We start from the raw sequence: 24,387 nt of genomic DNA on the forward strand, positions 1-24,387 counted from the left end.
TGCAGCTGCTTGAGCAATGAGCATGAATACCGTTTGTTTATTTATGTGTTATTGTATTTCTGGTATTGTCGAATTATAATCAATGGCATGAATGCGAATATCGAGGTAATGATGTTAACTGATTGGCTTAAACATAAAGAACAGCTAAGGCACTATGTGCTGAAGAACATTGATGATAAAGATGCTGTAGATGATATTTTACAAGAGGTATACATCAAAGCCAGTGCGAAGCTGCATCAACTTAACTCCCGTGATAGCTTGAAGAGTTGGCTTTATCGGATCACACACAATGTGATTATGGATTTTTATCGTAGTAGGCAAGCTTTTGATGAACTTCCTGATACCTTGGTAGATGAAATTGAAGAGCTAGCAGCGGTGCAAAAAATGGCTGAGTGTTTACGGCCTATGTTTGATTGCTTACCTGAAAAGTATCGTGAGCCAATGTTGCTGTCAGAGCTTGATGGTTTACCTCAGCAAGAAGTCGCCGATAAACTTGGTATGTCACTTTCAGCGACTAAAAGCCGCATTCAACGAGGTCGAGTAAAATTTAAAGATTTACTGATGACTTACTGTGATATTGAAGTGGGCCGTCAAGGCGTTATCGATTTTAAGCCAAAATCAGAGTGTCTGCATTTACAATGCGCTTGATACCGCATAGTTAGAAGTGCGGTTTAATATCGCTCATTTATGAACGTGGGCTTATAGCGAGTTTAGTTACTGAACCAAGTTATAGTGCTTACGTTAAAGAGCTTAAGCATGTTAGCTAATTTCCTCTCGCTGCAACAGCCTATCACTGGCTCTTAACCATAAACATTCTAAACGAACATTCAACGTTGAATACTTAAGTTCAAACCATCCTCCCTTATACCTAACATGTGCCACAACTGTGTCAGTTTTAAAGGTCGAATGACTACTGGTCGATATTCGCCTCAAAAATAATTTAACGTATTTTGCGTCTTTTTTTCTTTAATCGCGTCCTAGTGACATAGACGATTAAGTATCGGAGAAAAATATGTTCAAAGCGACCCCAAATAATAGCCAAAGTACGCATAAATTTATTAAGAGTGATAGCAAGATGCTCAACCAAGTGTACGGTACTGACCAAGTCGTACCTTACTGGATAGCAGACATGGAGTTTCCTATCGCGCCTGCTATTACTGCAGCGATGAATAGCCTTATCGATAGAGAAACCTATTCCTATGAATTTGATTCAGAAACGGTGTTTAGCTCGATTAGCCATTGGAATTACCTGCGTCATCAATTAACTCTGGAACCAGCGAACTTCGTACAAGTACCTGGTGTGTTAAGTGCGATAGGCATACTTATTCGTGAATTTTCGGAAAAGGGGGATGGCGTACTTATTCAAACTCCTGTGTATCACCAGTTCCGCCGTTTAATTGAATCGGCTGGCAGAACCGCAGTGAGTAATACATTAAAAGTACAGAATGGCCGCTATGAGGCGGACTTTGAAGATTTTGAAAACAAGTTAAAGCAAGGCGATGTAAAAATTGTACTGCTATGTAATCCGCATAATCCAGTTGGGCGCGTATGGCAAAAGGCAGAGCTTGAGAAGTTAGTCACTATTGCTAAAAAGTATCAGACCTTGATTATCAGCGATGAAGTGCATGCCGATATTATTTTTGCTGGTAATGAATTTACTAGCATTACTGAACTTGGCTATGATCAGAGTATTTCGATTATTGGTTCGCCAGCAAAAAACTTTGGTTTAAACAGTATTTCAAATGGCTATATTTACAGTGATAACACTGATATTAAAGATAAAGTTAAAGCAAGCGTTAGCTCTATGGCACTCGATCACGGCAATGCGTTTACTACCTACGCAACGATTGCTGCGTATCAGCAGGGGATGCCGTGGTTTGAGGCGTTTTTAGATTACACCCAAGCTAACCGAGATTGGATCACCGAGTATTTAACTGTGCAATTGCCACAAGTTAAATTCTACCAACCAGAAGGCACTAACCAAATTTGGCTCGATTTTAGCGGCTTACAACTCGATTCTACTGAGCTAAAAAGCTTATTGACTCAAAAAGCGAAATTGGCACTAACACCAGGTACTTGGTTTGGTGAAAGTGATGAGAACTTTTATCGCCTCAATTTTGCCGCGCCACTCGAGCAGATCCAAGCTTCATTTGAATTGCTAAATAGCGCAATCAGTCAGTTACAAAACTAATTATTAAGGTTTAGCATGGCTCTACAAAAGTTAAAGAATTTAATTATTATCTCGCTAATTGTCCAACTAACTTAACTTGTTTGGCTTAAGTTAGCGAGAGAGGAGAACACAAATGGCTCAAAACATTATTAAGGGCATTCAAGCGATAGCAGCTGAAGCTCGTGAAGTGGTAAAAGATATCAACATTGAACAAGCAAAGGCGCTTTATCAAAATGACGATTACGTTTTTGTTGATGTGAGAGAAGCATCTGAGCGTGACAAGCTTGGCGTTATTCCAGGCGCGTTTACTTGCCCGCGTGGCATGCTAGAGTTTTTAATTGACCCTAGTTGTCCGGTGCATAACCCTATATTTAATCTAGATAAAACCTACGTGTTTTATTGCGCCCATGGCTTAAGGTCACTTTACGCTGCTAAGCAAGCGCATGATATGGGATTAAAGCCAGTGCTGAATCTAGCTGGTGGTTTTGCTGCTTGGCAAAATGAGCAAGGTGAAATAGAAACTAGCACCGAATAGCTGCATGACTTTATCGTTAATGCGGAGCAAAACTCATGTGAACGCTAATAATAGTTAAATATCAGCGAAAGCTAAGATTAAGCCATTACAATTGATTGATAAACAGATAATCGTTAATGAATATAGAATCCATTTGGCAACAATACCGAAATAAGATTAAAGCATTTCTTCATGCAAAAGTGTCAAATCCAGATGATGTTGATGATCTCTTGCAAGAAATTTTGATTAAGACTTTTGATAATCTGCACTCGGTACAGTCTGAGGCAAAAATTAAGTCTTGGCTTTATCAAATTGCCAATAACGCCATCATTGACTTTTATCGTAAGCGTGGTCGTGCAGCGAAAATTGAGGGCGAAGAGTTATGGTATGAACAAAGTCAGGAAAGTACTGAGCAGGCGCTTTCTCGTTGTACTGAACCTTTTATCAACGCATTACCTGAAGATAGCTCTGCTTTATTAACTGCAATTGATCTCCATGGACAATCTCAAAAGGACTATGCCGCTGAACATGGTATTAGTTATTCAACACTTAAGTCTCGAGTGCAAAAGTCTCGTGAGCGCTTACGGGGGCTGTATGAAGAGTGCTGCCATTTGTCGCTGGATAAACAGGGGAATGTTGTAGAGTTTGATCTTAAAAGTGGCAATTGTAAGGGCTGTTAATTACTAACCTATTGCAGCGAGACTCGATAATAAATCGATTTGATCGAGTCCGCTGTTAATAGGTTTAGCTTTGCGCGAGTTCTAACAGCTTAGGTAAGAAACGCGTATCGCTATTAGCTATTTGAGTTTGTTCGGTAAGTACTTGCTGTAAGATCTCATGAGTGGTTAATGGGTTTGCCAATACCACTCTAAATACCACTGCCTTGATATTCATTAGCTGGTGGTTTTCTGGGTTTATTCGAGTTCGAGACACAAACGATGTACCTTGTTCACGCTGAGTCTTTTGCACAAACTTGGTTAAGCCATCAAGCAATTGGTTAAATTTGCTCAATGTTTCAGTGTCACCTAATTCTCGGGCTTTAGCCATCGCGATTTGTACGCTGCGCGGCACATAACGGTAGGTTAGAAGACACAGCTCTGGTTGAGAAACGAGCTCGAAATCAGCTTCTTCGATAATTAAGTCGGCAAAGTAACGTGCTTTTTCAAGGCTATTATTGATTAAGATCTCATAGCCATCACGGCCAATCACCTTAAGACAAGCATGAACTAGCATCGCCATACCGGGGCGGGAGCCCTCTAACGTTTGACTACCTAAATCCTTTGAACCCTGACGTAAAATATATTCAGCATGATGCTTAATGGCATTGGCAAAGGTAGGATCTTTAAATAGCACCATCCCCGCGCCCATTGGCACATACATCTGCTTATGGGCATCAATGGTGACAGAATCTGCGCGCTCAATTCCCGCAAGTAAATAGCGATATTTATTTGATAATAGACTGGCACCGCCCCAAGCTGCATCAACATGGAAGTGACAATTAAGCTCAGCCGCCAAATCGGCCAGTTCATTGAGTGGATCGATATTGCCGGTTTCTGTAGTGCCCGCAACACCAACAATTGCCATAACTTTTATGTTGGCTTGTGTAAGTTGTGAAGCGATTTCTCGCATTTTTACCACATCAACTTTGTTGTCGTTTAATGTCGGAACTTGAATAATATTTTCGCGGCCCACGCCTAACAAATCGGCTGTTTTAGCCAAAGAATAGTGACCACGCTCAGAGACTAATATAGCCAAATCATCGTAGCCGTAGTGACGTAGACCTTTAATAAGCCCTTGCTTTGAAACACCTTTAAAATCACCATCAGCTTTTAATAGCTGATTACGAGCAGTCCACAAGGCTGTGATGTTAGCAACGGTGCCGCCAGAGCAAAATGCACCTAGCGATACATTGGCGCTATGCATCCAGCTTTGGTAGAAGCTTTCATCTTGGGTATAAACTAAGTGATGCATCATACCTAGAACTTGGCGCTCTAGAGGTGTGAATGCTTTAGATGTCTCAATTTTGACCAAGTTCTGATTAAGGCCAACCATCATTTTTGATAGTGGTAACACAAAGTAAGGTAGCGCTGAAGTCATGTGACCAATAAAGCTAGGCGCCGAAGTATGCACTGAATGAGCAACGAGCGTCTTCATCATATTGTCGGCATAATCAGACACAAACTGCGGTGATGCAGGGATATGGTATTGCTGAAAATCTAATTCGACTTCTGAAAGTGGCTTTTCTACTGCAACAACGCTCTCTTGCAAAAAACCCATAAGGTTTTGCGAGATATTCTGTTCAATCACACTAAGGGTTGAGTCTGGAGCTTCTGGAACTGTAAAAATTCGCAGTAATGCCTCTTCAGAAGCGGTCGCTTGTCTTAGTGTCATTGGGCTATCAATCTCTACTTATCGCGCTGTTATTACAGCCTTTCAAAATGGGAGGCCACTTTACTTTATGCTGTTTAGTGCTTCAAGCATAAAAACCATAATGGCTAGTCTTACACCTATTGGTATTACATTAAATAGACTATCTCAGTTAGCGCAAGAGTAAAAGGGCTAGGGGCAATGCTGGCGATGAAAGAGAAGGGGGCGCCACTATGCGCCCAAATAATGATTATTTATTCGTAGCTAATGCATACAAGGCGGCGATATTTTTAGAAGTACAGTAAAGGTTATGCTTAGCACTGGCTAACACTTCGGCTAATGGTAATGCTCTTGGAGTAATAGAGAACAAAGCGTCAATACCATGTTGTAGTAAAATGTTAGCATCATCACTTACGCAACCTGCAATAGCGATAACCTTAATATGTTGTGCTTTGGCAACTGCCGCCACACCCATTGGCGTCTTACCGTGTAAGGTTTGACTATCAAGACGTCCTTCACCTGTTATCACTAGATCGGCACCTTTAACTGCTTTAGCTAAGTTAACTGTTTGCATTACAATATCTATGCCCGGTTTTAGTTCGGCGCCTAAGAAGGCCATTACGCCTAAGCCCATACCGCCTGCAGCACCCGCTCCAGGATAGCTTCGGTTATCGACAATGCCAGTTTGGGCGATAATATCTGCATAGTGGGCTAGGGCTGTGTCGAGTTGCTCAACCATTTTTGGCGTCGCGCCTTTTTGTGGGCCAAAAATGGCGGACGCCCCTTTTTCTCCGCACAATGGATTGTTAACGTCACAAGCGACTTCAAAACTACACTTTGCAATAAGTGGATGAAGATCTGTTAAATCAATTGCTGCTAGTTGTGCTAATGCTGCACCACCACTTGTTATGGCTTTACCTGATGCATCAAGTAAATGAGCGCCGATAGCTTGTGCCATACCCGCGCCGCCATCGTTTGTTGCGCTGCCACCAAGGCCAATAATGATGTGTTCAATGCCGCGGTTTAAGGCATCTACAATAAGTTCCCCTGTACCATAGCTTGTGGTGACAAGTGGATTGCGATCACTCAGGGCTGCTAAATGTAAGCCTGACGCCGCGGCCATTTCGATAACAGCAGTCTTTTTATTATTAGGATGGTTATTGCCTAAAATGCCGTAAAAGGCTTGAACCTTGTTTCCTAAAGGGCCAGTTACGTTGACTTTGATTATGCTACCTTGAGTGGCATCAACCATAGATTGCACGGTACCTTCACCACCATCTGCGACAGGCATTTTGACGTACTCGGCATTAGGTAGCACTGTGCGAAACCCTCGTTCTATCTCATTTGCCACTTCCATTGCGGTTAAGCTTTCTTTAAATGAGTCTGGGGCTATCACAATTTTCATGGGTTTTCCTATTGGTAGTCTGTCAGATTCAACGTTGAGGCAGACTAGCATTGAGGTATTTAAAGGAGTTGAAGCTTGGCGAGCTTAATATCGTTTAGCGCTCGCCAAGTTAGGTGCAGTGGTTAGTTATAGTAGGACTAAGCTTAGTAGGTATACCATCGCCATTGCGGTCACACCTTGGATCAGTGTCGCCATTGTTTGCGCCTTATAAGCTTGTTTAACACTCATACGGCTAAACTGAGTGACCACCCAAAAGAAGCTGTCATTTGCGTGAGAGACTGTCATTGCACCTGCACCAATCGCCATAACGGTCAGAACACGGCCCATATCGCTGGCAAGACCAATATCACCTAGCATAGGTGCGACTAATGCTGATGTTGCCACTAATGCAACAGTTGATGAGCCTTGAGCTGATTTAAGCGCTGCAGCCACCACAAACGGCATAAAGATACCAATACCTAAAGCAGATAGTGACTCACCTAAGAAGGTACCAATATCAGTGGCTTTTAATACTGCACCAAATGCACCACCGGCACCGGTGATAAGTAAGATTGGCGCAGCTACCACTAAGCCTTGGCTAATGCGGTCGCTAAACTCTTTAATTTTATCGTCACCTTTTAATAGTGATAATGACAACAATAGACCAATCATTAAGGCGTTAACAGGCTGACCTAAGAAGGCTAAAAACTCAAATAACATGCCATCGCCAATAGGCGCTGATGGGAAGTTAGCGATAGAGCCTAAACAGATAAGTAAAATCGGTACAAAAATAGGTGCAAATGCGCGAGTAGGGCTTGGAAGTTCGCCGTAAGCTTGCTTTAGATTATCAAAGTCTTCTTTTTGATTTAGTAATTCTTCAGCACCTTCACCATCTGGTTGCGTGTTAGCAAAACGGTTAGCCCATAAAGTACCGGCTAGCGCGGCTACGGCTGCGACAAAAATACCTACAAAAATCACTAAACCAAGATTTGACTCAAGGCCTAAGTTACCCGCTGCTGCAATTGGACCGGGTGTTGGTGGTACAAAGGTGTGAGTGGCGTAAAGACCTGTTGCTAGAGCGACGCTCATTGATACACTCGAGACCTTCATTCGGTTGGCCATCGATTGTTTTAGTGAGTTTAAGATTACAAAGCCAGAGTCACAAAATACAGGGATAGAAACGATATAACCAATGATTGACATGGTTAATGTTGGGAAGCGTTTGCCTAGTACTTTAATGACGACATCGGCCATGGTAATGGCTGCGCCGCTTTTTTCCAGAATCGTACCTATGATGGTACCTAATACGATAACTAAACCAATGTAGCCTAAAATCCCCCCAAAACCTGAAGTTATCGTTTTAGCGATATCGGCACTTGGTAAACCGTAGGCAAAAGCGGCTAAGAACGACGCTAAGATCAAGGTCAAAAATGGATGGAGTTTAAATTTAGCAGTAGCAATAACGATAAACGCGATCACTGCCAGCAAGATCAGTACTAAGCTCATAGGGTATCCCTGTATGGGTATTTTTTATTTATATGTAAGGTTTTGTTGTTTAAGCCAAATTGGGAGCACTGTATGAAAGGTGCTGACCAAGGTATTTCAGGCCAAAATATTATGCGGTGATGAAATGAAAATTTCTTTGGCTGTAGTCACTAATTTTAAATGTTAAAAGTCATATTTTTTGTGCGTGCGCACAAAAAGTGTTTTGAAAACAAATATCAATCGTTTGAGTTTTCGGTGGCATTATCCGTATCTTTGCATTATAAAATGTACAACTTATTTAACGAACAGCATTTTTAACGGTAATAACAGCCTTTAGCTATTAACGGTATTTTATTTGCGAAGATGGCGGTTAAATCAGACACCTTTGTTATTCATAACTTTAGGTTGTTAGCACTGGTTTTATTCATTAAATCGAATTATTAGCTGCTTTCGCTTAACACCACTTGACCAATATAAAGTTGCAAAAGCCCATCGAGTTGATTGATATTGGTACCCGTGATCCTCTGGATTTTTTCGAGCCGGTAGCGCAATGTATTTCGATGAATAAAAAGTACATTGGCACATTGCTGTAAGTCACCAAAGTGCTGCAGATAGGCCGTTAAGGTTTTAATTAGTTGGCCACTTTTATCTGCAATGAGTAAAGCTTGGTAAGGGGAGAGTAGTTCCTTACCGCGCCAGTTATCCTTTAGACCAGATAGCAATACAGACAATGAATAATCTTCGTACAGGTATTTACTTTGCTTAGGTTGCATTTGTTGACCAATAACTAGGGTTTCTAGAGCGGTTTGGTATGAACGGTTAAGATCTTCAGCTGCAGGGAAATAATGACCAAGTGATATTTTTAGGCGGCTAACAAGTGTTTTGGGCAGCCGAGCAAGTAATTGGTCTATACGTTCGCTTTCTAGAACGGGGTCCCAGGTTTTACCATCAAGAAAGGCGGGCTTTAAAATTACGAGTTCGGTCATTGAAGTCATCGCGACCAAATTACCTCTTGAAGGGTTCTCTAATAGGTGGAGAACTTGTTTTAACATTGAATTTGCAGCAACCTCTTCTTCATCGGCTTGGACTTTTATAAGAGCGACAACCCTAGGTGCATCAAGATCGATACTCAGCTGAGAGGCCCAGTTCCGCTGATGGGAGGTAAATGGTCCCTCCGTTTTGATCAATTCAATGATCAATTCCTCTTTTTGTCGATAGTGCCACTGGGCTTGTTCTATAGTGTTAGCTTGCTCTACGATAATTTCGGCTGTCATTTTGAGTAGTTCACCATAACTGCGTAACTTTTCAGGTTCACCTGTAATGCCGATGACGCCAATGATATCGCCTTTATAGTGCAATGGCAGGTTGATCCCAGGTTTCACGCCTTGGAGGGTACCTGTACTTTGTGCGCTAATCTCAACCGTGCGCTGCTGGCTGATGGCAAGCAATGCGCCTTCATGGATGGCGCCAATACGATGAGATTCACCAGAGCCTAAAATGACGCCATGATTGTTCATCACATTAATATTGTGACCAATAATTTTCATCGTACGTTTAACGATTTGTCTCGCTAGGGCGCCATCTAAAAAGTACACGTGGGTTCTCACTAAAAGGAAGTTAATTAAAGTGCTATTACAGTGCCTTAAACGAAGCTAATGTGGCAGTCATTTTTTAGGTTATTGTGAGCTTACAAGTATTTGCTGGTGTCGATTAGTTCTGAATTATTAATTGTGCGACTCGCTGTTGTAATTGAGGAATAATTGACGTTTCAAAATCAGGATGCCGCTTTAACCAAATGTTATTTCTAGGGCTTGGGTGTGGCATTACCAGCGTTTTTGGCCAGCGTGTTTGCCAGTTTGATACTGATTGGCTAACGCTAATTTTTTGTTTTAGATGCCATTCAATTGCATACTTTCCTACAAGTAAAGTGAGCTCAATATGCTCAAGCTGGGCTAAAACATCATTGCGCCACTTTACTGCGCACTCTGGGCGGGGAGGTTTATCACCGCTCTTTTTATCTGCAGAGGAATAACTGCCAGGAAAACAAAACCCCATAGGCACAATGGCAAACAAATTAGGGTCGTAAAATTGCTCTTTAGTCACGCCTAACCAAGCTCTAAGCCGCTCGCCACTCGCATCGTCAAAAGGCCTGCCTTTGTGGTGAGTCTTTTGCCCTGGCGCTTGTCCAGCAATAAGGATCTTGGCGTTCTTACCTAGCTGAACAATAGGGTTTGCTCCTAGTGGCAAACTATCGGCGCAAATTTGGCATTGCTCAATATCAGTTTGTAGTGGAATAAGTTGTTGTTCGCTAGGCATCAGTAACCTCAGAGTTAACGCTAAATCGCTAGCTTAATTGGATGATCTTGTACGCCCAATATCCTAAGTAACTATAGGCTATAGCTAATGTCGCCAGTGATATGAACTTTACTTTTATGTCGGCTTGACTAACCAGTGCAACATGGGCGCAAGCGATAGCAAATACTGCAATAGGGGTAATATAGTACGCGCACAATAGCAGTAGAATCGCCGCAAAAGCGATAATGAGTGCGCTATTTTTAGTTGGCGCTTTATTAGCTGACAAGTTAAGTTGTAACGGTAATAAACTCAGACCTACGCTAACGATTATCACCCCAATATTCATCGAGATTGCGCCCGCTGTATCGAAATAAATTAGCGCGACAAATAGGGCTATCACAGCCGGAATGATAGCGATAAGAGTATGCATTTTAGCAAAATTACGTCTGTGGTATTTACCTGTGAAATAGAACAGGCCATTTAGTAATAAATTAAACAAGCTAAAGCCGCCTAAAGTAATGGCAAGCATCAATACGTTAGTGGTGTCGTTGGCCATTGCAAATGCTGGCAAAGGAGCGAACATTGCAGTGACAATAGTCGCTTTAAGAGTGGTTGAATGAGTCATGAAAGTACTTTAGATGAAGTTAATAATATTAAGATCCCTTAAAGCCGCAATAAGTTCAAGGACATCGCTGATTTTAGTGTTATTTTTTGCAAACTTTTATCTTCAGGGTGATCTGCTTCACTTTATTGGCTGTTCGATATTCGTATTAATGGATGGCTGTTATTACTTTGATTTGAGCTCATAAGTTTGAGGCAATAAAAAACCCGCATTGAGCGGGTTTTTTGATTGTTACAACTATTTACTACAAACGGTAACTCATGCTTAGCATGATTAGGTGTGCATTGTAGTCGTGGCTATTACTGCCAAAACTTAACACATTCCAAATTCCATCTGGAGCGATGTTGTTGGCTGCATCGTTATCTTTGTAGTTTTCCATCTTATAGTCTAAACGAAGATCCATTTTCTCTGTCGCTTTGTATAAGGCGTAAACATTAACGTTGTGGACTTTGGCGTAGTAATCACCGTAGTCACCAGTAATACCTTGGGTGACTTGAGTGTTACTGTTTGAATCTGAGTAAGTGTAATCAACACCTAAACGCAGTTTCTGTTCCATTAAGTTGTTGTAGCTAAAACCTGCACCAAGTACATCGACTTGATCTTCAACTACACCAAACCAGTTTGGTGTACCAAAGTTGCTACTACCCGCTTGCTCTGAATCAATGTTTTGACGGTTATAAAATGCCGTTACAGTGATGTCGTCATTGATTAAGTAACTTACACTGGCGTCATAACTCATATCTTTTGATTCAGTTAAGCCAATTTGCGTTTCGTTATAATCATCAAGCGCGTAGCGAGCACCAAAATCTAACGTCAAGCTATCGATTGGGCTGTGAGTGACACGAGCTTCAATTTGAGTACGATTTCTATCTGCAAGATTGTACTTGCGAAGCAGATCATTTTGCTCACTTGAGGTCCATTCAGACGCTTGGTAAGTCGAACCATCACGTTGGCCGTAACTACCTTTTATCCACATGTTCCAGTTGGCAAAAGCGCTAAGTTGGTATTTCGCCCAAAGCGTGCTTTCTTCAGTCGTTTCACGGTCTTGGTAGCTGCGTTCATCCTTACGATAATCATAACCACCTTCAAGCTTATGACCACGAGCCAGACGGTAGTCTGCACCTAGTTTTGCTTTGTGAGTCGTGATGTCGTATGGAGTGTTATACGCTGCTTGGCCTGTTGTTGAGTCGATTGAAATCTGCGTCCACTCTTCAACATTAGTCTTGTTATCACGGTCGCTATAATCATAGCTTGCGTTTAAACGTAATTGACGATTAATACGCGAAACAACCTTAAGGGTTGCACCTTGAGTATCAACACGACCATCTAGCGACTCTGTAGGCAATTGGTAGCCATAACCAGAGGTAGTGAAGTCTTGATCTTGCGTCATCTGACCAAAGTACACACGACCATTCATGATAGTGCGACCTGCCACGTATTGACCTAGAACAGAAACCGTATGGGCTTCGTTATCTGGATCTAATGACATATAACCAGTGGTTTGTGCTCCAAAAGTTGGGCTAAATGCATTATCAAATGACAGCTCGCTGTAGGCGTTTTTGAATATAGAACCGTTATAGTTCACCGCCGTATACCAGTTGTTACCAGCAAAGCGCACGCCAGCTTCAATAGTATCAGTCGTATAATCAACTGGCTCAGCAATCATCATTGATTGATTGTAAAAGCTACCTGAAGCTTGCTTTAAACCTGTTTTGTCTTCACGTTGGTAATTAACGTAAGTGCTCCACAGTGTTTCAGCTTGGTATTCAAAACCTAATCCTGCGCGTTCACGTTTAAGTGAAAGTTCAAGTGGATTAAGGCTTGAATATAAGTTTGTCATGTCTTGCGTGCTGCCGCCATGAACCCAATCACCTGGTAAGGTGAGGTCATCGCCACCAACTCCCTGATAAGGACTCATTGCCTTATCAGTTTTATAGGTAGCGATTTGACGATAGTTAAGGTTTAGATTGTATTGACCTTGCTTACCAACATTAATGTCAGCTCGGCCGTTTTCCATACCTAGATTGTCAGCTTCAATTGTTGCTTGATAGCCGTTGTCACCTATGTACTTAACATCAGCGTCAACTTTACCAGCAAAACCGTCTTCGGTGGCAAAAGCATTCGCTGAGCGGATGTCGTCACTGTCGCTATAACCTGCGCCAATACCTACAGTGCCCGAAACGCCTTTTTCAACTTTACAGTTTTTACAAACCCACTTCTCGAATTTTACTTTTTCAGTATTCGCATTTTGAATACCGTAACCGTCAGCAGCGATAGCTGCGCCAGATAGCATTCCGGCATTCGTTAACAAAGCGAGCGTGACCAAATTTAGTTTGAATTTCATCTTCTCGTCTCCTTAGCGCTGGAATAGCTTGCCAGATGGATGGTTTGAACCATGGATCTGGTTGTGACAGTTCAGACAGCTACGACCACCCGTCATGGCATTGCCGCCAACAGATGAACCTTGTTCTGTGTTGCCAAATAATGCCTGACCACTATGCGCGGAAGAGTGACATTGCTGACAAAGCTGTGGAGCTCGAGTTTTAAGCATACCTTCGTTTACGCTGCCATGTGGATTATGGCATGCTACGCAGTCTTCAGTTACGGGTGCATGCTCCCACAATTTTGGGCCGCGTTTCTCTGCGTGGCATGAGTAACATGTTTCGTTAACACTTGGCTTAACAAGATCTGCATCGCTCATGGTGCCGTGTGGATTATGACAATCACTACACACCATCTGCGCCCATTTCATAGGGTGGCTAGAACGCTTGTTCATGTCAGCTTTTTGCTGAGTATGACAGCTAGTACAGACTTCCATCTCAGTATTTTTAGACAGAACTGGATCTTTAGCCGTGTGCACTGAGTGACAAGAGGCACAAGCGACGTCTGCATTGTCATGGTGACCACCATTCCAATCCATACGCTTGTCATCTTTATGGCAGCTCATACAAACACTGTTTTGTAGCTCTGGTGATAATGTTGATTCTGGGCCAAAGGCGATCATTGGCTCGTTACCGCCGCGGTTATGTTTACCCATTGGGCCATGACACGCTTCACATTGAAGGCCAGCCATTGGACTTTTGCTTGAGTCAACAGAACCATGAACACCTTTGAACAGATCCATCACTTTTTCAGATTTACGGTGACACATTAGGCATGAGTCTGCACCTTTTGGTGAGTACTTACCCTCTGCGAACTTTTGATCCAGTGTGGCTTCAACTTCATCAGGTGTCATTTTAGCATCCCACTTAGAGGCCATTGCTGTATGAGCAAAGCCAAGTGAAAGTACTGCCGACGCCATTAAAGCTGGTAGTAGGGATTTTAATCTTTTTGTGATTTTCATAATAACTTCCTAAACTTGCACAATTTTTAAGAGAAAGTGGGGGAGAGGACTCCCCCTTTTTCAACACTCTTTAACTCAGCCTTTTACAACTGGAGTTTGAAAAGAGTTGCGCAAATTACATCTTCACCGCAGTGTGATCGGTTGGTGTAGGAGCATGACAGTAGAAACAGGTTTCTAGCTGCGCAGCATCTTCTGCAATGCCTTTCTCAACATTAACCAACGCGCCTTGACCTTCAGCGTGGGCTGCAAATTTAGCTTCTGATTCAGGGCTATATACGTGACAAGACATACACGTTGCAGCAATAGGAGTTGAGTACTCTCCACCAGCTGTTGCTAGAGCACCTTTCTTCTTGAATGCATCAAGGTTTAGGTCGTTGTGACACTGGTCGCAAGTCATACCAGAAATTGCAGCGTAATCACCAGCGCTGTGAACTTTGTGAAGCTTCAGTTCAAGAGCACCCATGTTTGCGCCGCCGGCGTAAGTGCCGTCTGGAGTATGACAAGCCACACAGCCATCAACTCCAACAACTGTCTTACCGTCAACGATTTGAGCTAATTGCTCGCTCATTACAAAGCCTGGGTGGTGAGTGCCTTTGTGGATTTCAAAAGTATCACCGTGACAGCTAACACACGTGTCAAAGTTCACAGAGTCAACATGGCGCATGCTAGGCGCTTCGCCAGAGAATGTTGCGAAAGCAAGATCTGCTTTCATGCCTGTGTAGTATGCGTCTAGTAGGTAACCATCTTCATCTAAGTTGCCTTCAACAGCCACTTTGTCACAATCAACAAACTCACCATTTTCAGAACACATAGATAGGCCAGAGAATGTGAATGCAGTGTCTGCATCATCCGCGCCAAATGTTAATGCTTTAGTGGTGTATACAATGTTGCCTTCTGCATCAATTGTTGCAGCAGCGTCAAGCTTGCCGTTAAGTACTAGGTTAAGGCTATCTTTTCCGTAGTAACCAAGTTTAACGTTATTTGGACCGACGTTAGTTGTTGCTTCAACACGTTGTAGCATAGGCAGTAGAGTGGTTGCATTAACCGCTTCGCCATTAGCGTCGATTAGTGAAACTGTTACTGTTGCTGTCTTATCTTGATTGACAACTAAAGCAGTGTTCATGCCGTAAGTGTCAATAAGCGCTTTAGTTTGTGTAAAGCCTTCAGTGTGGATCTCTTCAGTCCAGCTAGCGTTATGACATGCGATACAGTTAGAGTTATCTGCTTGCTGAGAGTGGCCTTGGCCAGCTACGAAGTCGATATTGGTGTGACAGCTAGTACAAGTTTCCATTGTTGGAACACGTGACCAGTTACCCCATTCGCTTAGTTCATCACTACCTTCAGTTGGTGCAACGTGACAAGTAGTACAGTTGTCTTGAACGATAGCGTGAGCTGTTTCAGCGCTCTTATCCATGTCTCTGCCGTACATTTTTGCGTTGTTATGTACGTTATGGATTAAGTGGTTATAAGCAACTTGAGGTTTGCCTTTGCTGTCAGCAAGTTCTTGTGTATGACAAGCAGCACAGGTTTCTGAAGAGGTGTAGCCGTGATAAATCTTTTTGCCTTCAGCATGGCAAGAGTTACAGGTTTCAGTTGCAACAACGTCTTTAGTGTATGTTGCTTCATAACCGGTACCAGAAAAATCTTGAGATAGTTCGGTGCGTGGGACAGTTGTTTCGCCATCAGCTAGTGTTGAAGCACTTGCGATAATGTTATAACGCTGAGTTAGTTCAGAGTTGTAACCTTCAACCGGAATAGTAAAACGGTAGTTACCGTTCTTTTGGTCGACAAACTCTTTTTGTGAACCAATGTACTGCCATTCTGCACTGTTACCCGCACCAGTAGCGCCCTGAGGGATAAGTTGTACAACTTTCTTCACTTCAAGCGCTGTAAGACCAACAACGGGTAGGTCTTCTTCGTTTGTCGCGAATACGTTAATTGTTGGAACGCCGTCAGCGTAAGTTACATCAGTCACTTTTAGGTTTAGTGTGTTGATATAGTCTGCAGCTGGGCCACCTGGGTTACCAGGATTACCGTCTTTACCATCGTCGCCACCACAACCGGTTAAGGCCATAGAGACAGCACCTGCTGCTAGAAGCAGCGCTATTTTAGATTTTTTAACATTCATCATTTTTTCCCTGCATAGGTTTGGCACTGTCTTAAACGTGTGGCTCGTTTTAGGGAAGCCGACTGTAATTTTTTAATTGCCGCTTAAGTCAATGCTGGAAATAAGATTCCCCAAGGAAAGGCTAACGTAATGTAGGGCTAAAATCTGCATAACAGATGCTAAGATGTGACCTAGATCTGTCTATTTCTAAAGAGGTATAAAAGGGCAAGGTGAGAGAGAGTGAAAGTTAACAAACTTGAGGGTATGTGTATGGTTAGTATGGTAATGGTTTTTAAAGCTTGTTAAGTGTTCTGCATATTTAAAAAGGGAGGCTAAGCCTCCCTTTTTCATACTAGCATTTTGCTAAAGGTTTAACAGCTTAGTGGCTGCTTCCCCAGTTCGCGTGTGCTTCTAGTAGTGATGCATCTTTGTGACAAGTTGAACAAGTTTCTTGAACATCTAGCTTCTCGTACTCAGAAGCTGGAATACCTAGAGTGCTAAGTGAAGCTCCTTCTTGTACCAAGATACCGCCCATTGACTTGATGTGCGAAGCAGCTGATTCATCTAACGCGTATGGCGCTTGGTGACAGCTTACACATGCTGCTGTTTGTGGAGAAACAACAAGTTGTTCATTCACACCTGGAGTATACCTTCCGCCATCAGTTGTACCGAAGGCTACTGGGGCCGCATCGCCATTAATGTGACTTAGAGAGAAGCCATCTTCACCGTGACACGCTTGACACTCAGCTTTTTTGAAGAACATGTCTCCAGAGCTGTCGTATAAGTAGTGCTTGCTGTGAACGATATAAGCTAGGTTTGAAGAACCTGCTCCTTTCTTATCACGAGTACCGTTATGACAAGATGCACAACCATCAATATCATTGGTGTAACGGTGAGTAATAGAAGTGGTATGACACTGTTGACAGTCACTCATTTCTGCATGCTGAGAACGCGGTGTTTCCGTTACGGCTGTACCATCTTGTTTAAAGAAGAAAGTGTCAGAAACTAAGTATGGTGCTTCTTGACCGTCTAATTGGTCACCAGCGTCAGAACCATCACCTTTAGTTGGTGTGCCGTCACTATTTTCTCCTGGTACATAAGTACAAGCTTCACGAACCCCTTTTTCACCAAAACAAACATGTAGTTGACTGCTTAGAGCAATAGTCGCCCCAGCATCAATAATTGGTTCAATGTTGAAATCAGTAGCCGTGATAGTCGCTGTGATAGTGCCATCAGCATTAGCTGTTAACTTGTTCCAACCGACTTTTTGATAGTTCACAAGGAAGTCATCAGTTAGTACGCCGTTTACAACGATAGCACTGTTGTAGCCACCATATTTGTATGGACGTTTGTCGATTTGATCAAATGGCACTAGTTCTTCGCCATCTTTTACGCTGAAGTTAGCTGTAATCGTATCATTTGCATATGTCATGCTATTGAAAACAACTTTTAGCTCAGTGGATTGAGCGTTATTGTTTTCTGAATAGTGACCACGTTCTGCACCACGGTATCCATCAGGATCGTTGTGACAGCTAACGCAATTTTCTTTGCTTTCAGCGATTTGGTTATTTTCGCTATCCCAATGCCAGCTTGGTACTGCATATGGGCTGTTGTGACAGTTCATACAAGTTGCGGTATCAACATCACCTTTCCAAGCATCAGCCATTGCTAGATTTTCGTCAGGTTGGTGACAAGTTAAGCAGTTTGAAGCTGATTGTGGGTAAATACCGTTGTAGTATGAGTGGCTGTGGATTTCATGAGCCATACCCTTAATAGAGCCATCATACTCATATGGGGCGCCTACAGCGTTGCCGTCTGTATCTTTGTCTTGCTTCATGTAAGAGTTGTAATCAGCATGACAGAAAGTACAAGATTCTAGAGTTACGTGCTTGCCACCGTGCATTGATAATGCACCATCTTGACCTGGACGGTGACAAGATTGACATGTTTCATCTGCGATTACAGCTTTTGGCTTGTCTTGAGCTGTATCAGAACTTGGCTGCCAGTAGAAGAATGTGTTATTGACTAGGGTAGAGCCTGCGTCGTTGGCAGATTTAACACCTAGATAGATACCATTTGTTACTTCTGCGTCGTAAGCGTACTTTTCAAGCGTATCAACAGCTTTGTCTAGTACTAACGTGTAGCTACCGTCACCGTTGTCAGTTAGGCAGTTTTCGCAGTTTTTACCTTGGAAGTATGAAGAACCTGTGTAATGGCCTTCACCTTTATCTTTATTGAAGTAGCTCAACCAAATTTCACGGTCTGCACCTTCAACGTTAGTGTCGTCGATATCTTTAACTTTGCCCATACGGCCAAAAGAAACTGCACCGATATCATTTTGCTGTAAACCAAAAACAGCTGCGCCATTTGCGTCAGCAAGATTAAAGTTTACCGTTAGGAAACCATCTTCGCTTACGCTAGCAGATGTAACTTCAGCTTCTACTTGAGAAACTTCGCCAATTGGCTTACCAACTGGACCTGGTTTGCCATCTTCACCATTTTTGCCATCATCACCACTACAACCTGTCATTGCTAATGAAAGCAATCCTGCTGTAAGCAATGCTTTTGAAGCAGCACTTAGATTAAATTTGTTCATCATTTTATGTCCCTGCAATAGTTTTTAATCATCACTAATTGCAGCTCTTTATAGGAGAACAAACTACATGTAACCGCAATTAGTGTGTGGAATTTTATTTCCAACTCTAAGGCTAACCAAGAGGGAGCCATTTAGCAGGTGTTTTAACGCCTTTATGTGATTAAGGTCAGACTATTTCTTTAGAGGTAGTTAGAAAAGTGTGTTTTTAGGACTATTTTAATTATCGATTAATAATTACTCTTTGATAAAAGCAAGGTTGTTGCGTAAATGTAGTCGGTTTTAAGGGCCGGTTCTAGGGTCTTTATGTAGATGTTTTTTCTTTATTTGCTATAGATATAATCGTGAATAAATAATTTTTTAGCAAAATTAAGATATGAAAAAGCGAGAAGAAAATCTTCTCGCTTTTTGTTTAAAGTTAACTGGTGCTCTCTTTCTATATCAGAGAGGAAATTAAGCTATTTATAGTTACTAGGGTGTACTTTATCTACCCCGAAAGATTTACCTTCAGCGTGACAAGTTGCACAGCTTTCGCTGCCAGTATAGCTACCTAATGGCGCGCCAAATACACCGCCATTTGACTCCACGTGAGCACCAAAACTCTCTTTGGTGTGGCATGAACCACATGCTGCTGCAATCGGTGAATATTCAAGTATGTCATTACTGCCGTTTTCGCCTTGGTTTAATACTGCAGGTAAGTTAGCGGTATTTTCTAATGCTAACTGGCCTTTTTCATGACAAGAGGCGCAATCACCGTAATGTTTAGTAAAGGTGATGCTTTCATTACGATTACTATTTACTTTGGTACGCTTATTGGCATGTAAGGTATGGATCATCACTTTATAATCAAGTGAGTTTTCTAGACCAACTCGGCTGCCTTTAAAGGCACCATCTGCGACCGCGTGCAGTGCTTGACCTTTGTGACAAGATACACAGCTACCATCAGTTAATGATAAAGGTTGCTCTTTACTATCTGGCATATGGCATGAGCCACAAGAAGTTCGTTGGTGGAACGATAAATCAATTGCGTCATCGTGACAGGCTTGGCATGCAGATTCAGAGGCGCTATTAAAGCGCACTGTAGCAACCTCTCCAATCGCTGCAAAAGCTGCGGCGTCAGTCGTTACTGTGGCTGTGATGTGTTCTTCAGAGCAAGCAACAGCTGCTTGAGTATCACGAGAGGCACAAATTGTTAAATGACTCATTAATGCGCCAGTTGTAAATTCAGCGCTATCAAGCTGCACTGTATATTGATAGCCATCGCTGCTAGGCTCTATGATAATCTCGCCGGCTGCAATGGCGGTGCTATCGGCTAAGTTGATCATTTTGTGAGTCGCTGTTAAATCGCCTCTAGTCATTTTCCATACGTCAGCAAAGTCATTGTGCTGATTTTCTACCACTTGAATATTAAGCGCACTAATCGCTTCATCTTCGTGTGGGGCTAGAGCATCTTGTCCTTGATAATTGACGTTAAAGCTCAATGTTTGTGTGTCTGCATCAAAAATACCGTTAGAAACCGAGAACTCATAAGCTTCCTTAGCATAGGTAAGCGTTAGCTCTTTGTTTAAGTGGTATTTAGCTGCACCCATAGGGTTGCTTTCATCGGCATGACAAGCTGCGCAGTCGCGTTCAACATATTGGGGGAATTGCTCTGAGTGGAACAGACCACGCGAAGTGCCGTCCCATTCTGGTGCGGCAAACTTTTCATGGCAGCTTAGGCAAGCTTCTTGACGATGAAAGTGGAAATTGTCAGCTTGAGCTGGGGCCGTTTCACCTTCGATATGGCAAGATTGGCAACTCTTGCTATCTGCAGGGAAGGTAGCATCACTGTAATCATGTGCTTTGCCACCATAACCAATCATAAAGTATTCACCTTTATGGATTTGATGCAGCATTGAGCCAAAGTCGATAGTCGCCCCCGTTTCTGGATCACCAGAGTATGTGGTATGACAAACGACACAGTTTTCGATTTCGATACGCTTACCGCCGTGTAATGACAATTTTGGCGCCCAAGCATGCTCGTAGTCGTCATTGTGACAACGTATGCAAGATTCTTGTAGTTCAACTAAGTTACGTGTTTCATCCGTTTCAGCTGCCCTATCTAAAGCAGGGATAAAGTCGTAGTGAGTGTTGATTAAGGTTGCGTTAGAGACCACATTTGTAGGCTTTAGCTCAAGGGTTACTCTGTGAGTTAGTTCACTATTGAATTCGGTGTTCAACCCTTCAACTTGCTCATATTCACTGAGTGACTTAGAAAATGTATAGCGGTATTCACCATGGCCTAATACCTCAATACAGGCTGTTTTACAGCTGGTTTCGATATTTGCTTGAATTTGTGGACCTTGGTGCTTATCCCAGCCTTCAGGTAATGCTTGCCCGTCAGCGATATCGCCAGGCTGTTTGACGCTATTTATATAGCTAGTCCACTGGTTGGCCTTAACGCCTTTATACTGTTCTACTTCTGGCTCAGGTGAATCATGCCCCGGCAAAGGTCTATCGCGTTTTTGTAATACATCAAGCTTAGCAATACCAAAGCCGAGGGCGTTAATATCTTCGAACGACTCTAGGCCTGATACTGCTACACCGTTTGCAGTGAGTAGCTCGAAATCTACGGCTACTGATCCTTCGGTTATTGTGGCATGTAAGATATTAGCCTGTAAGCTAGTAGCTTGCTGAATATCTACACCGATATTACCATCATTGCCGTCTTCACCATCTTTACCATCACTGCCGCAACCAACGAGTGCTACTGAGAGTAGACTTACTCCAATGGCTGATTTGACAGCATGTTTAATTTTATTTTGGTTCATCATCATTTTTCCCTGCATAGATTACTGCTATGAGATTTCTATCTCTATTTAACAGGAGGATTACCTCAGTCAGATCTTATCCAAAAGAGGTAGATCTATATAAAAGCAAAGACCTAAATGTGAGCTGAGTCATTGGTTTGATTTTAGGATGTTACCTTATGTTAATTTTGTTTATTTTCAATTTGTTATGATTTGCTTGAGAGCGGTTTTAAGTTTGGGTTAATATTTAATCACCCAAGCTTAAATTAGGCTTAAGTAATTAAGTGTATTTGGCGGTAAAATTGATATAAGTCAAAGTTTCTGTGGTGTTTTTTATGGTTAATTTAACTTTATGTTCACACTTTTCGCGGTCAAATGTTGCTTATAAGATCTTTGATGGTTTTTGTTTAGTAATTTCTTGTGTGGTTGTATGTTGAGTTCGTTGATGGTGGCTCTCTATCGCTTAAGTTCTAGATAGCTAAGGTAATAAAAAAGAGGCCGAAGCCTCTTTTAGGTGTAATAACTGAATGCCTTTACGGCATTTCTCTATTATCGGGTTTAGTTACCGTGGACCTGTATTAACTGCGCGGGACTATGGCAAGTAGAACAAGCTTCTGCTGAACGAGTTTTAACGTCATCTGCACTCATGCCATCTAAAATACCGCCGTTAGCAACAATATGGTTAGCACCTGAGTCACTTAAGTACTTTTGGTGACAACTTAAGCATGTACCCGTATCTGATGATACCCAAATATCCGCTCCAGTCTCTTTATCACCGTAGCGCCATACGCGGTCGCTCGCTCGCCCTAACTGAATACCGTCAGAGGTATGGCAGGTTGCACAATCTGTTTTCAATACCGTACCAGATTGCACTCCGGCATATTTCAGGTAATGACCGTCTGCTTCGTGAGCTTTAAAGGCATAACTAGTCGGTTTTTTACCCCCAGGGTAACTATCATCAGTTTTGGTTGTTTTATCAGAAGTATGGCAGGTCTGACAGTTGTAACCATTGTTGTAATGATAGTTTTCTTGGTTATGACAGCTTTGGCATTTAGCGGCATCAATAATTGAGCGACGCATAGCAGCTTGCATAGTGTCATCATTGCCGCTACCTGACCAAACAAAGTGATAAGGTGCTTCTTTAACTGCCACTGAACGCGTCGAGTCAGAGCAGGCTGTCATTTTTATTTCTTCAACAGCGTAGCCACCATTGTTGAAACAAACCTCGATAGTTGACCATAGCTCAAAAGTTTTACCGGTTGCATCCGTTGGCATATCGAAGGTATCAGCAACAATAGTAAAGGTTTTCGTTGCTGTATCATAAGTGCCATCTTCAAGTTTAAAGCGGCGATTGCTGTAAGACGCATCGGAGTATGCTGGGAAGTCTTTATCGCTGTCCCAAGCAACAATGACTCTTGTGCTTTGTTTGATAAATTCGCTATCTACGGCAATACCACTAGCATCAGTCACTTGCACATCGAACTGCAATTTACCCATAGGGTCTAGGCCGATATTACTGAACATCACACCCATTGCTTCAGCATCAATATAAGCTTTAAGCACATCGCCGTGACGCTTTTCTGCGCTGCCAGTACCACGATAGGTGTCTGTAGAGTTATGACAAGATACACAATTTGTACTGCTATGAGATTGTGATGGCTTTTCAGTGTGACAACTGACACAAGCTGTGTTGCTTAGATCGGCCTTAAATAAATCGGCATTGGCTGGTGCACCTTCTCCCTCTACATGGCAAGAGGCGCAATTTGCAGCGGGTTTTTGTGGGAACATAACTTTGCCATAGTCATGTACGCTGCCGCCATAACCTACGACTTTATAAGGGGCTGGTACCAAACCATCTGGCGTACTAGTTTCACGGTCTTGACCTTTATGGATAGCGTGGATCATATAAGTGTATTCGATGCTATTACCACTTTCTGGGTCACCAGATGTGGCGGTATGACAGCTTGCACAATTTTCAAGAGCAATACGACGTCCGCCATGTAGAGCAAGGCTTTCTGGTTGATGACAGGTATAACATGCGGCGATGCTCACTACATTACGGGTTTGAATATCCGTTGTGGCGCCAGTAGAAGGTTGCCAATCATGGTGGGCATTTGCGGTCGCTTGTGGCAACTTTAGTTCTAAAGTGGCTCTTTGGGTATTATCTTCGCCATAGGTGATTGTTAAAGGCTCTGTCACATCGGCAATGTTTTGTTGGAACGTGTAGCTATAGCTACCGTCGCCATTATCGACTAAGCAATCATCGCAGTTACTTGCGGCCTCAACATTGGCCTGGTATTGAGGAGATGGGTTGAGATCGCTTGTGTCATCTGGAGGCGTACCAGGCTCTTTTAATGCATTAATATAAGCCTGCCATTGAAAACCACGGTTATATTCTACATCGTCAATCGTTTCGCTTACTTGAGCCAGTTGAGCTATGCCAAAGCGCAGGTCGTAGTCTTTATTTAAGCCTAGTATCGCAACGCCGTTGGCATTTTCTAAGTTAAAATCTACTTTAACTACACCATCAGTGATTGTGGCTTCAGTAAATTGCGCCTGAATACTGGTGGCTGAGTCAATATTGACGCCAACAACCCCGTCTTTACCGTCGGCTCCATCATCACCGTCGCTACAACCAAACAACATGGCTGAGGCTGTTAATGCCAGTAAACTCAGTTTTAAGTGTCGATTTATCTTATCCATAATTTTGCGTTCCAT

16 protein-coding genes are annotated in these 24,387 nt (G+C 42.6%); 4 read left to right on the forward strand and 12 right to left on the reverse strand.

Annotation, left to right across the window (positions count from 1 at the left end):
* The first annotated feature begins 9 nt into the window (after nt 1–9).
* The 4 genes from sigZ (L2747_RS18155) to sigZ (L2747_RS18170) all read left to right on the forward strand — a co-directional run bounded on the left by sigZ (L2747_RS18155) (nt 10) and on the right by sigZ (L2747_RS18170) (nt 3,364).
* Nucleotides 10–648 carry an RNA polymerase sigma factor SigZ gene (sigZ, locus tag L2747_RS18155; protein ID WP_249000417.1) on the forward strand — a complete coding sequence of 213 codons (639 nt, stop codon included), beginning with the start codon at nt 10–12 and terminating at the stop codon, nt 646–648.
* Nucleotides 649–1,012: 364 nt separating this feature from the next.
* Nucleotides 1,013–2,191: a MalY/PatB family protein gene (locus tag L2747_RS18160; RefSeq protein ID WP_249000418.1), complete on the forward strand. Its 1,179-nt coding sequence runs from the start codon at nt 1,013–1,015 to the stop codon at nt 2,189–2,191.
* Nucleotides 2,192–2,303: 112 nt separating this feature from the next.
* Nucleotides 2,304–2,705, forward strand: a complete 402-nt coding sequence (locus L2747_RS18165; protein ID WP_249000419.1) for a rhodanese-like domain-containing protein — start codon at nt 2,304–2,306, stop codon at nt 2,703–2,705.
* 116 nt (nt 2,706–2,821) lie between these two features.
* Nucleotides 2,822–3,364 (forward strand): RNA polymerase sigma factor SigZ, encoded by a 543-nt coding sequence (gene sigZ, locus L2747_RS18170; protein WP_249000420.1) that lies wholly within the window; start codon nt 2,822–2,824, stop codon nt 3,362–3,364.
* A 64-nt stretch (nt 3,365–3,428) separates the two neighbouring features.
* On the opposite strand, the gene panP is transcribed toward sigZ (L2747_RS18170), so the two are convergent.
* From panP to L2747_RS18230, 12 genes are all read right to left on the reverse strand, one after another.
* The gene (gene panP, locus L2747_RS18175) at nt 3,429–5,075 is read right to left on the reverse strand and encodes a pyridoxal-dependent aspartate 1-decarboxylase PanP (protein ID WP_249000421.1); all 1,647 of its coding nucleotides are present in this window, start codon (nt 5,073–5,075) and stop codon (nt 3,429–3,431) included.
* A gap of 226 nt (nt 5,076–5,301) precedes the next feature.
* Nucleotides 5,302–6,456 carry a glycerate kinase gene (locus tag L2747_RS18180; RefSeq protein ID WP_249000422.1) on the reverse strand — a complete coding sequence of 385 codons (1,155 nt, stop codon included), beginning with the start codon at nt 6,454–6,456 and terminating at the stop codon, nt 5,302–5,304.
* A 126-nt stretch (nt 6,457–6,582) separates the two neighbouring features.
* On the reverse strand, nt 6,583–7,941 hold the full coding sequence (locus L2747_RS18185; protein WP_249000423.1) for a GntP family permease: 1,359 nt from the start codon (nt 7,939–7,941) through the stop codon (nt 6,583–6,585).
* Nucleotides 7,942–8,360: 419 nt separating this feature from the next.
* Nucleotides 8,361–9,515, reverse strand: coding sequence for a sugar diacid recognition domain-containing protein (locus L2747_RS18190; RefSeq protein ID WP_249000424.1), 1,155 nt, complete (start codon nt 9,513–9,515; stop codon nt 8,361–8,363).
* 115 nt (nt 9,516–9,630) lie between these two features.
* On the reverse strand, nt 9,631–10,236 hold the full coding sequence (locus L2747_RS18195) for a uracil-DNA glycosylase family protein (RefSeq protein ID WP_249000425.1): 606 nt from the start codon (nt 10,234–10,236) through the stop codon (nt 9,631–9,633).
* A gap of 28 nt (nt 10,237–10,264) precedes the next feature.
* On the reverse strand, nt 10,265–10,840 hold the full coding sequence (locus tag L2747_RS18200; RefSeq protein WP_249000426.1) for a hypothetical protein: 576 nt from the start codon (nt 10,838–10,840) through the stop codon (nt 10,265–10,267).
* Nucleotides 10,841–11,081: 241 nt separating this feature from the next.
* Complete coding sequence (locus L2747_RS18205; RefSeq protein WP_249000427.1) at nt 11,082–13,181, reverse strand: MtrB/PioB family decaheme-associated outer membrane protein; 2,100 nt, start codon at nt 13,179–13,181, stop codon at nt 11,082–11,084.
* A 12-nt stretch (nt 13,182–13,193) separates the two neighbouring features.
* Nucleotides 13,194–14,180 (reverse strand): DmsE family decaheme c-type cytochrome, encoded by a 987-nt coding sequence (locus tag L2747_RS18210; RefSeq protein ID WP_249000428.1) that lies wholly within the window; start codon nt 14,178–14,180, stop codon nt 13,194–13,196.
* Between the two features lie 115 nt (nt 14,181–14,295).
* Entirely contained in the window at nt 14,296–16,311 is a 2,016-nt protein-coding gene (locus L2747_RS18215) for an OmcA/MtrC family decaheme c-type cytochrome (protein WP_249000429.1), read from the reverse strand.
* A gap of 355 nt (nt 16,312–16,666) precedes the next feature.
* A complete protein-coding gene (locus tag L2747_RS18220) occupies nt 16,667–18,886 on the reverse strand; it encodes an OmcA/MtrC family decaheme c-type cytochrome (RefSeq protein ID WP_249000430.1) in 2,220 nt (739 codons plus the stop codon).
* Nucleotides 18,887–19,338: 452 nt separating this feature from the next.
* The gene (locus L2747_RS18225) at nt 19,339–21,693 is read right to left on the reverse strand and encodes an OmcA/MtrC family decaheme c-type cytochrome (protein WP_249000431.1); all 2,355 of its coding nucleotides are present in this window, start codon (nt 21,691–21,693) and stop codon (nt 19,339–19,341) included.
* 534 nt (nt 21,694–22,227) lie between these two features.
* A complete protein-coding gene (locus L2747_RS18230) occupies nt 22,228–24,387 on the reverse strand; it encodes an OmcA/MtrC family decaheme c-type cytochrome (RefSeq protein WP_428848538.1) in 2,160 nt (719 codons plus the stop codon).

The sequence above is a fragment of the Shewanella marinintestina genome (genome assembly GCF_023283845.1).
Classification (GTDB): Bacteria; Pseudomonadota; Gammaproteobacteria; order Enterobacterales; family Shewanellaceae; genus Shewanella; species Shewanella marinintestina.

Bases quoted from the DNA above. Each gene is read 5' to 3' on its own strand.
- L2747_RS18210 (WP_249000428.1), bottom strand. From the start codon at position 14,180: ATGAAAATCACAAAAAGATTAAAATCCCTACTACCAGCTTTAATGGCG.
- L2747_RS18160 (WP_249000418.1), top strand. From the start codon at position 1,013: ATGTTCAAAGCGACCCCAAATAATAGCCAAAGTACGCATAAATTTATT.
- L2747_RS18220 (WP_249000430.1), bottom strand. From the start codon at position 18,886: ATGATGAACAAATTTAATCTAAGTGCTGCTTCAAAAGCATTGCTTACA.
- L2747_RS18165 (WP_249000419.1), top strand. From the start codon at position 2,304: ATGGCTCAAAACATTATTAAGGGCATTCAAGCGATAGCAGCTGAAGCT.
- L2747_RS18195 (WP_249000425.1), bottom strand. From the start codon at position 10,236: ATGCCTAGCGAACAACAACTTATTCCACTACAAACTGATATTGAGCAA.
- panP (WP_249000421.1), bottom strand. From the start codon at position 5,075: ATGACACTAAGACAAGCGACCGCTTCTGAAGAGGCATTACTGCGAATT.
- L2747_RS18200 (WP_249000426.1), bottom strand. From the start codon at position 10,840: ATGACTCATTCAACCACTCTTAAAGCGACTATTGTCACTGCAATGTTC.
- L2747_RS18180 (WP_249000422.1), bottom strand. From the start codon at position 6,456: ATGAAAATTGTGATAGCCCCAGACTCATTTAAAGAAAGCTTAACCGCA.
- sigZ (WP_249000420.1), top strand. From the start codon at position 2,822: ATGAATATAGAATCCATTTGGCAACAATACCGAAATAAGATTAAAGCA.
- L2747_RS18205 (WP_249000427.1), bottom strand. From the start codon at position 13,181: ATGAAATTCAAACTAAATTTGGTCACGCTCGCTTTGTTAACGAATGCC.
- L2747_RS18230 (WP_428848538.1), bottom strand. From the start codon at position 24,387: ATGGAACGCAAAATTATGGATAAGATAAATCGACACTTAAAACTGAGT.
- L2747_RS18225 (WP_249000431.1), bottom strand. From the start codon at position 21,693: ATGATGAACCAAAATAAAATTAAACATGCTGTCAAATCAGCCATTGGA.
- L2747_RS18185 (WP_249000423.1), bottom strand. From the start codon at position 7,941: ATGAGCTTAGTACTGATCTTGCTGGCAGTGATCGCGTTTATCGTTATT.
- L2747_RS18215 (WP_249000429.1), bottom strand. From the start codon at position 16,311: ATGATGAATGTTAAAAAATCTAAAATAGCGCTGCTTCTAGCAGCAGGT.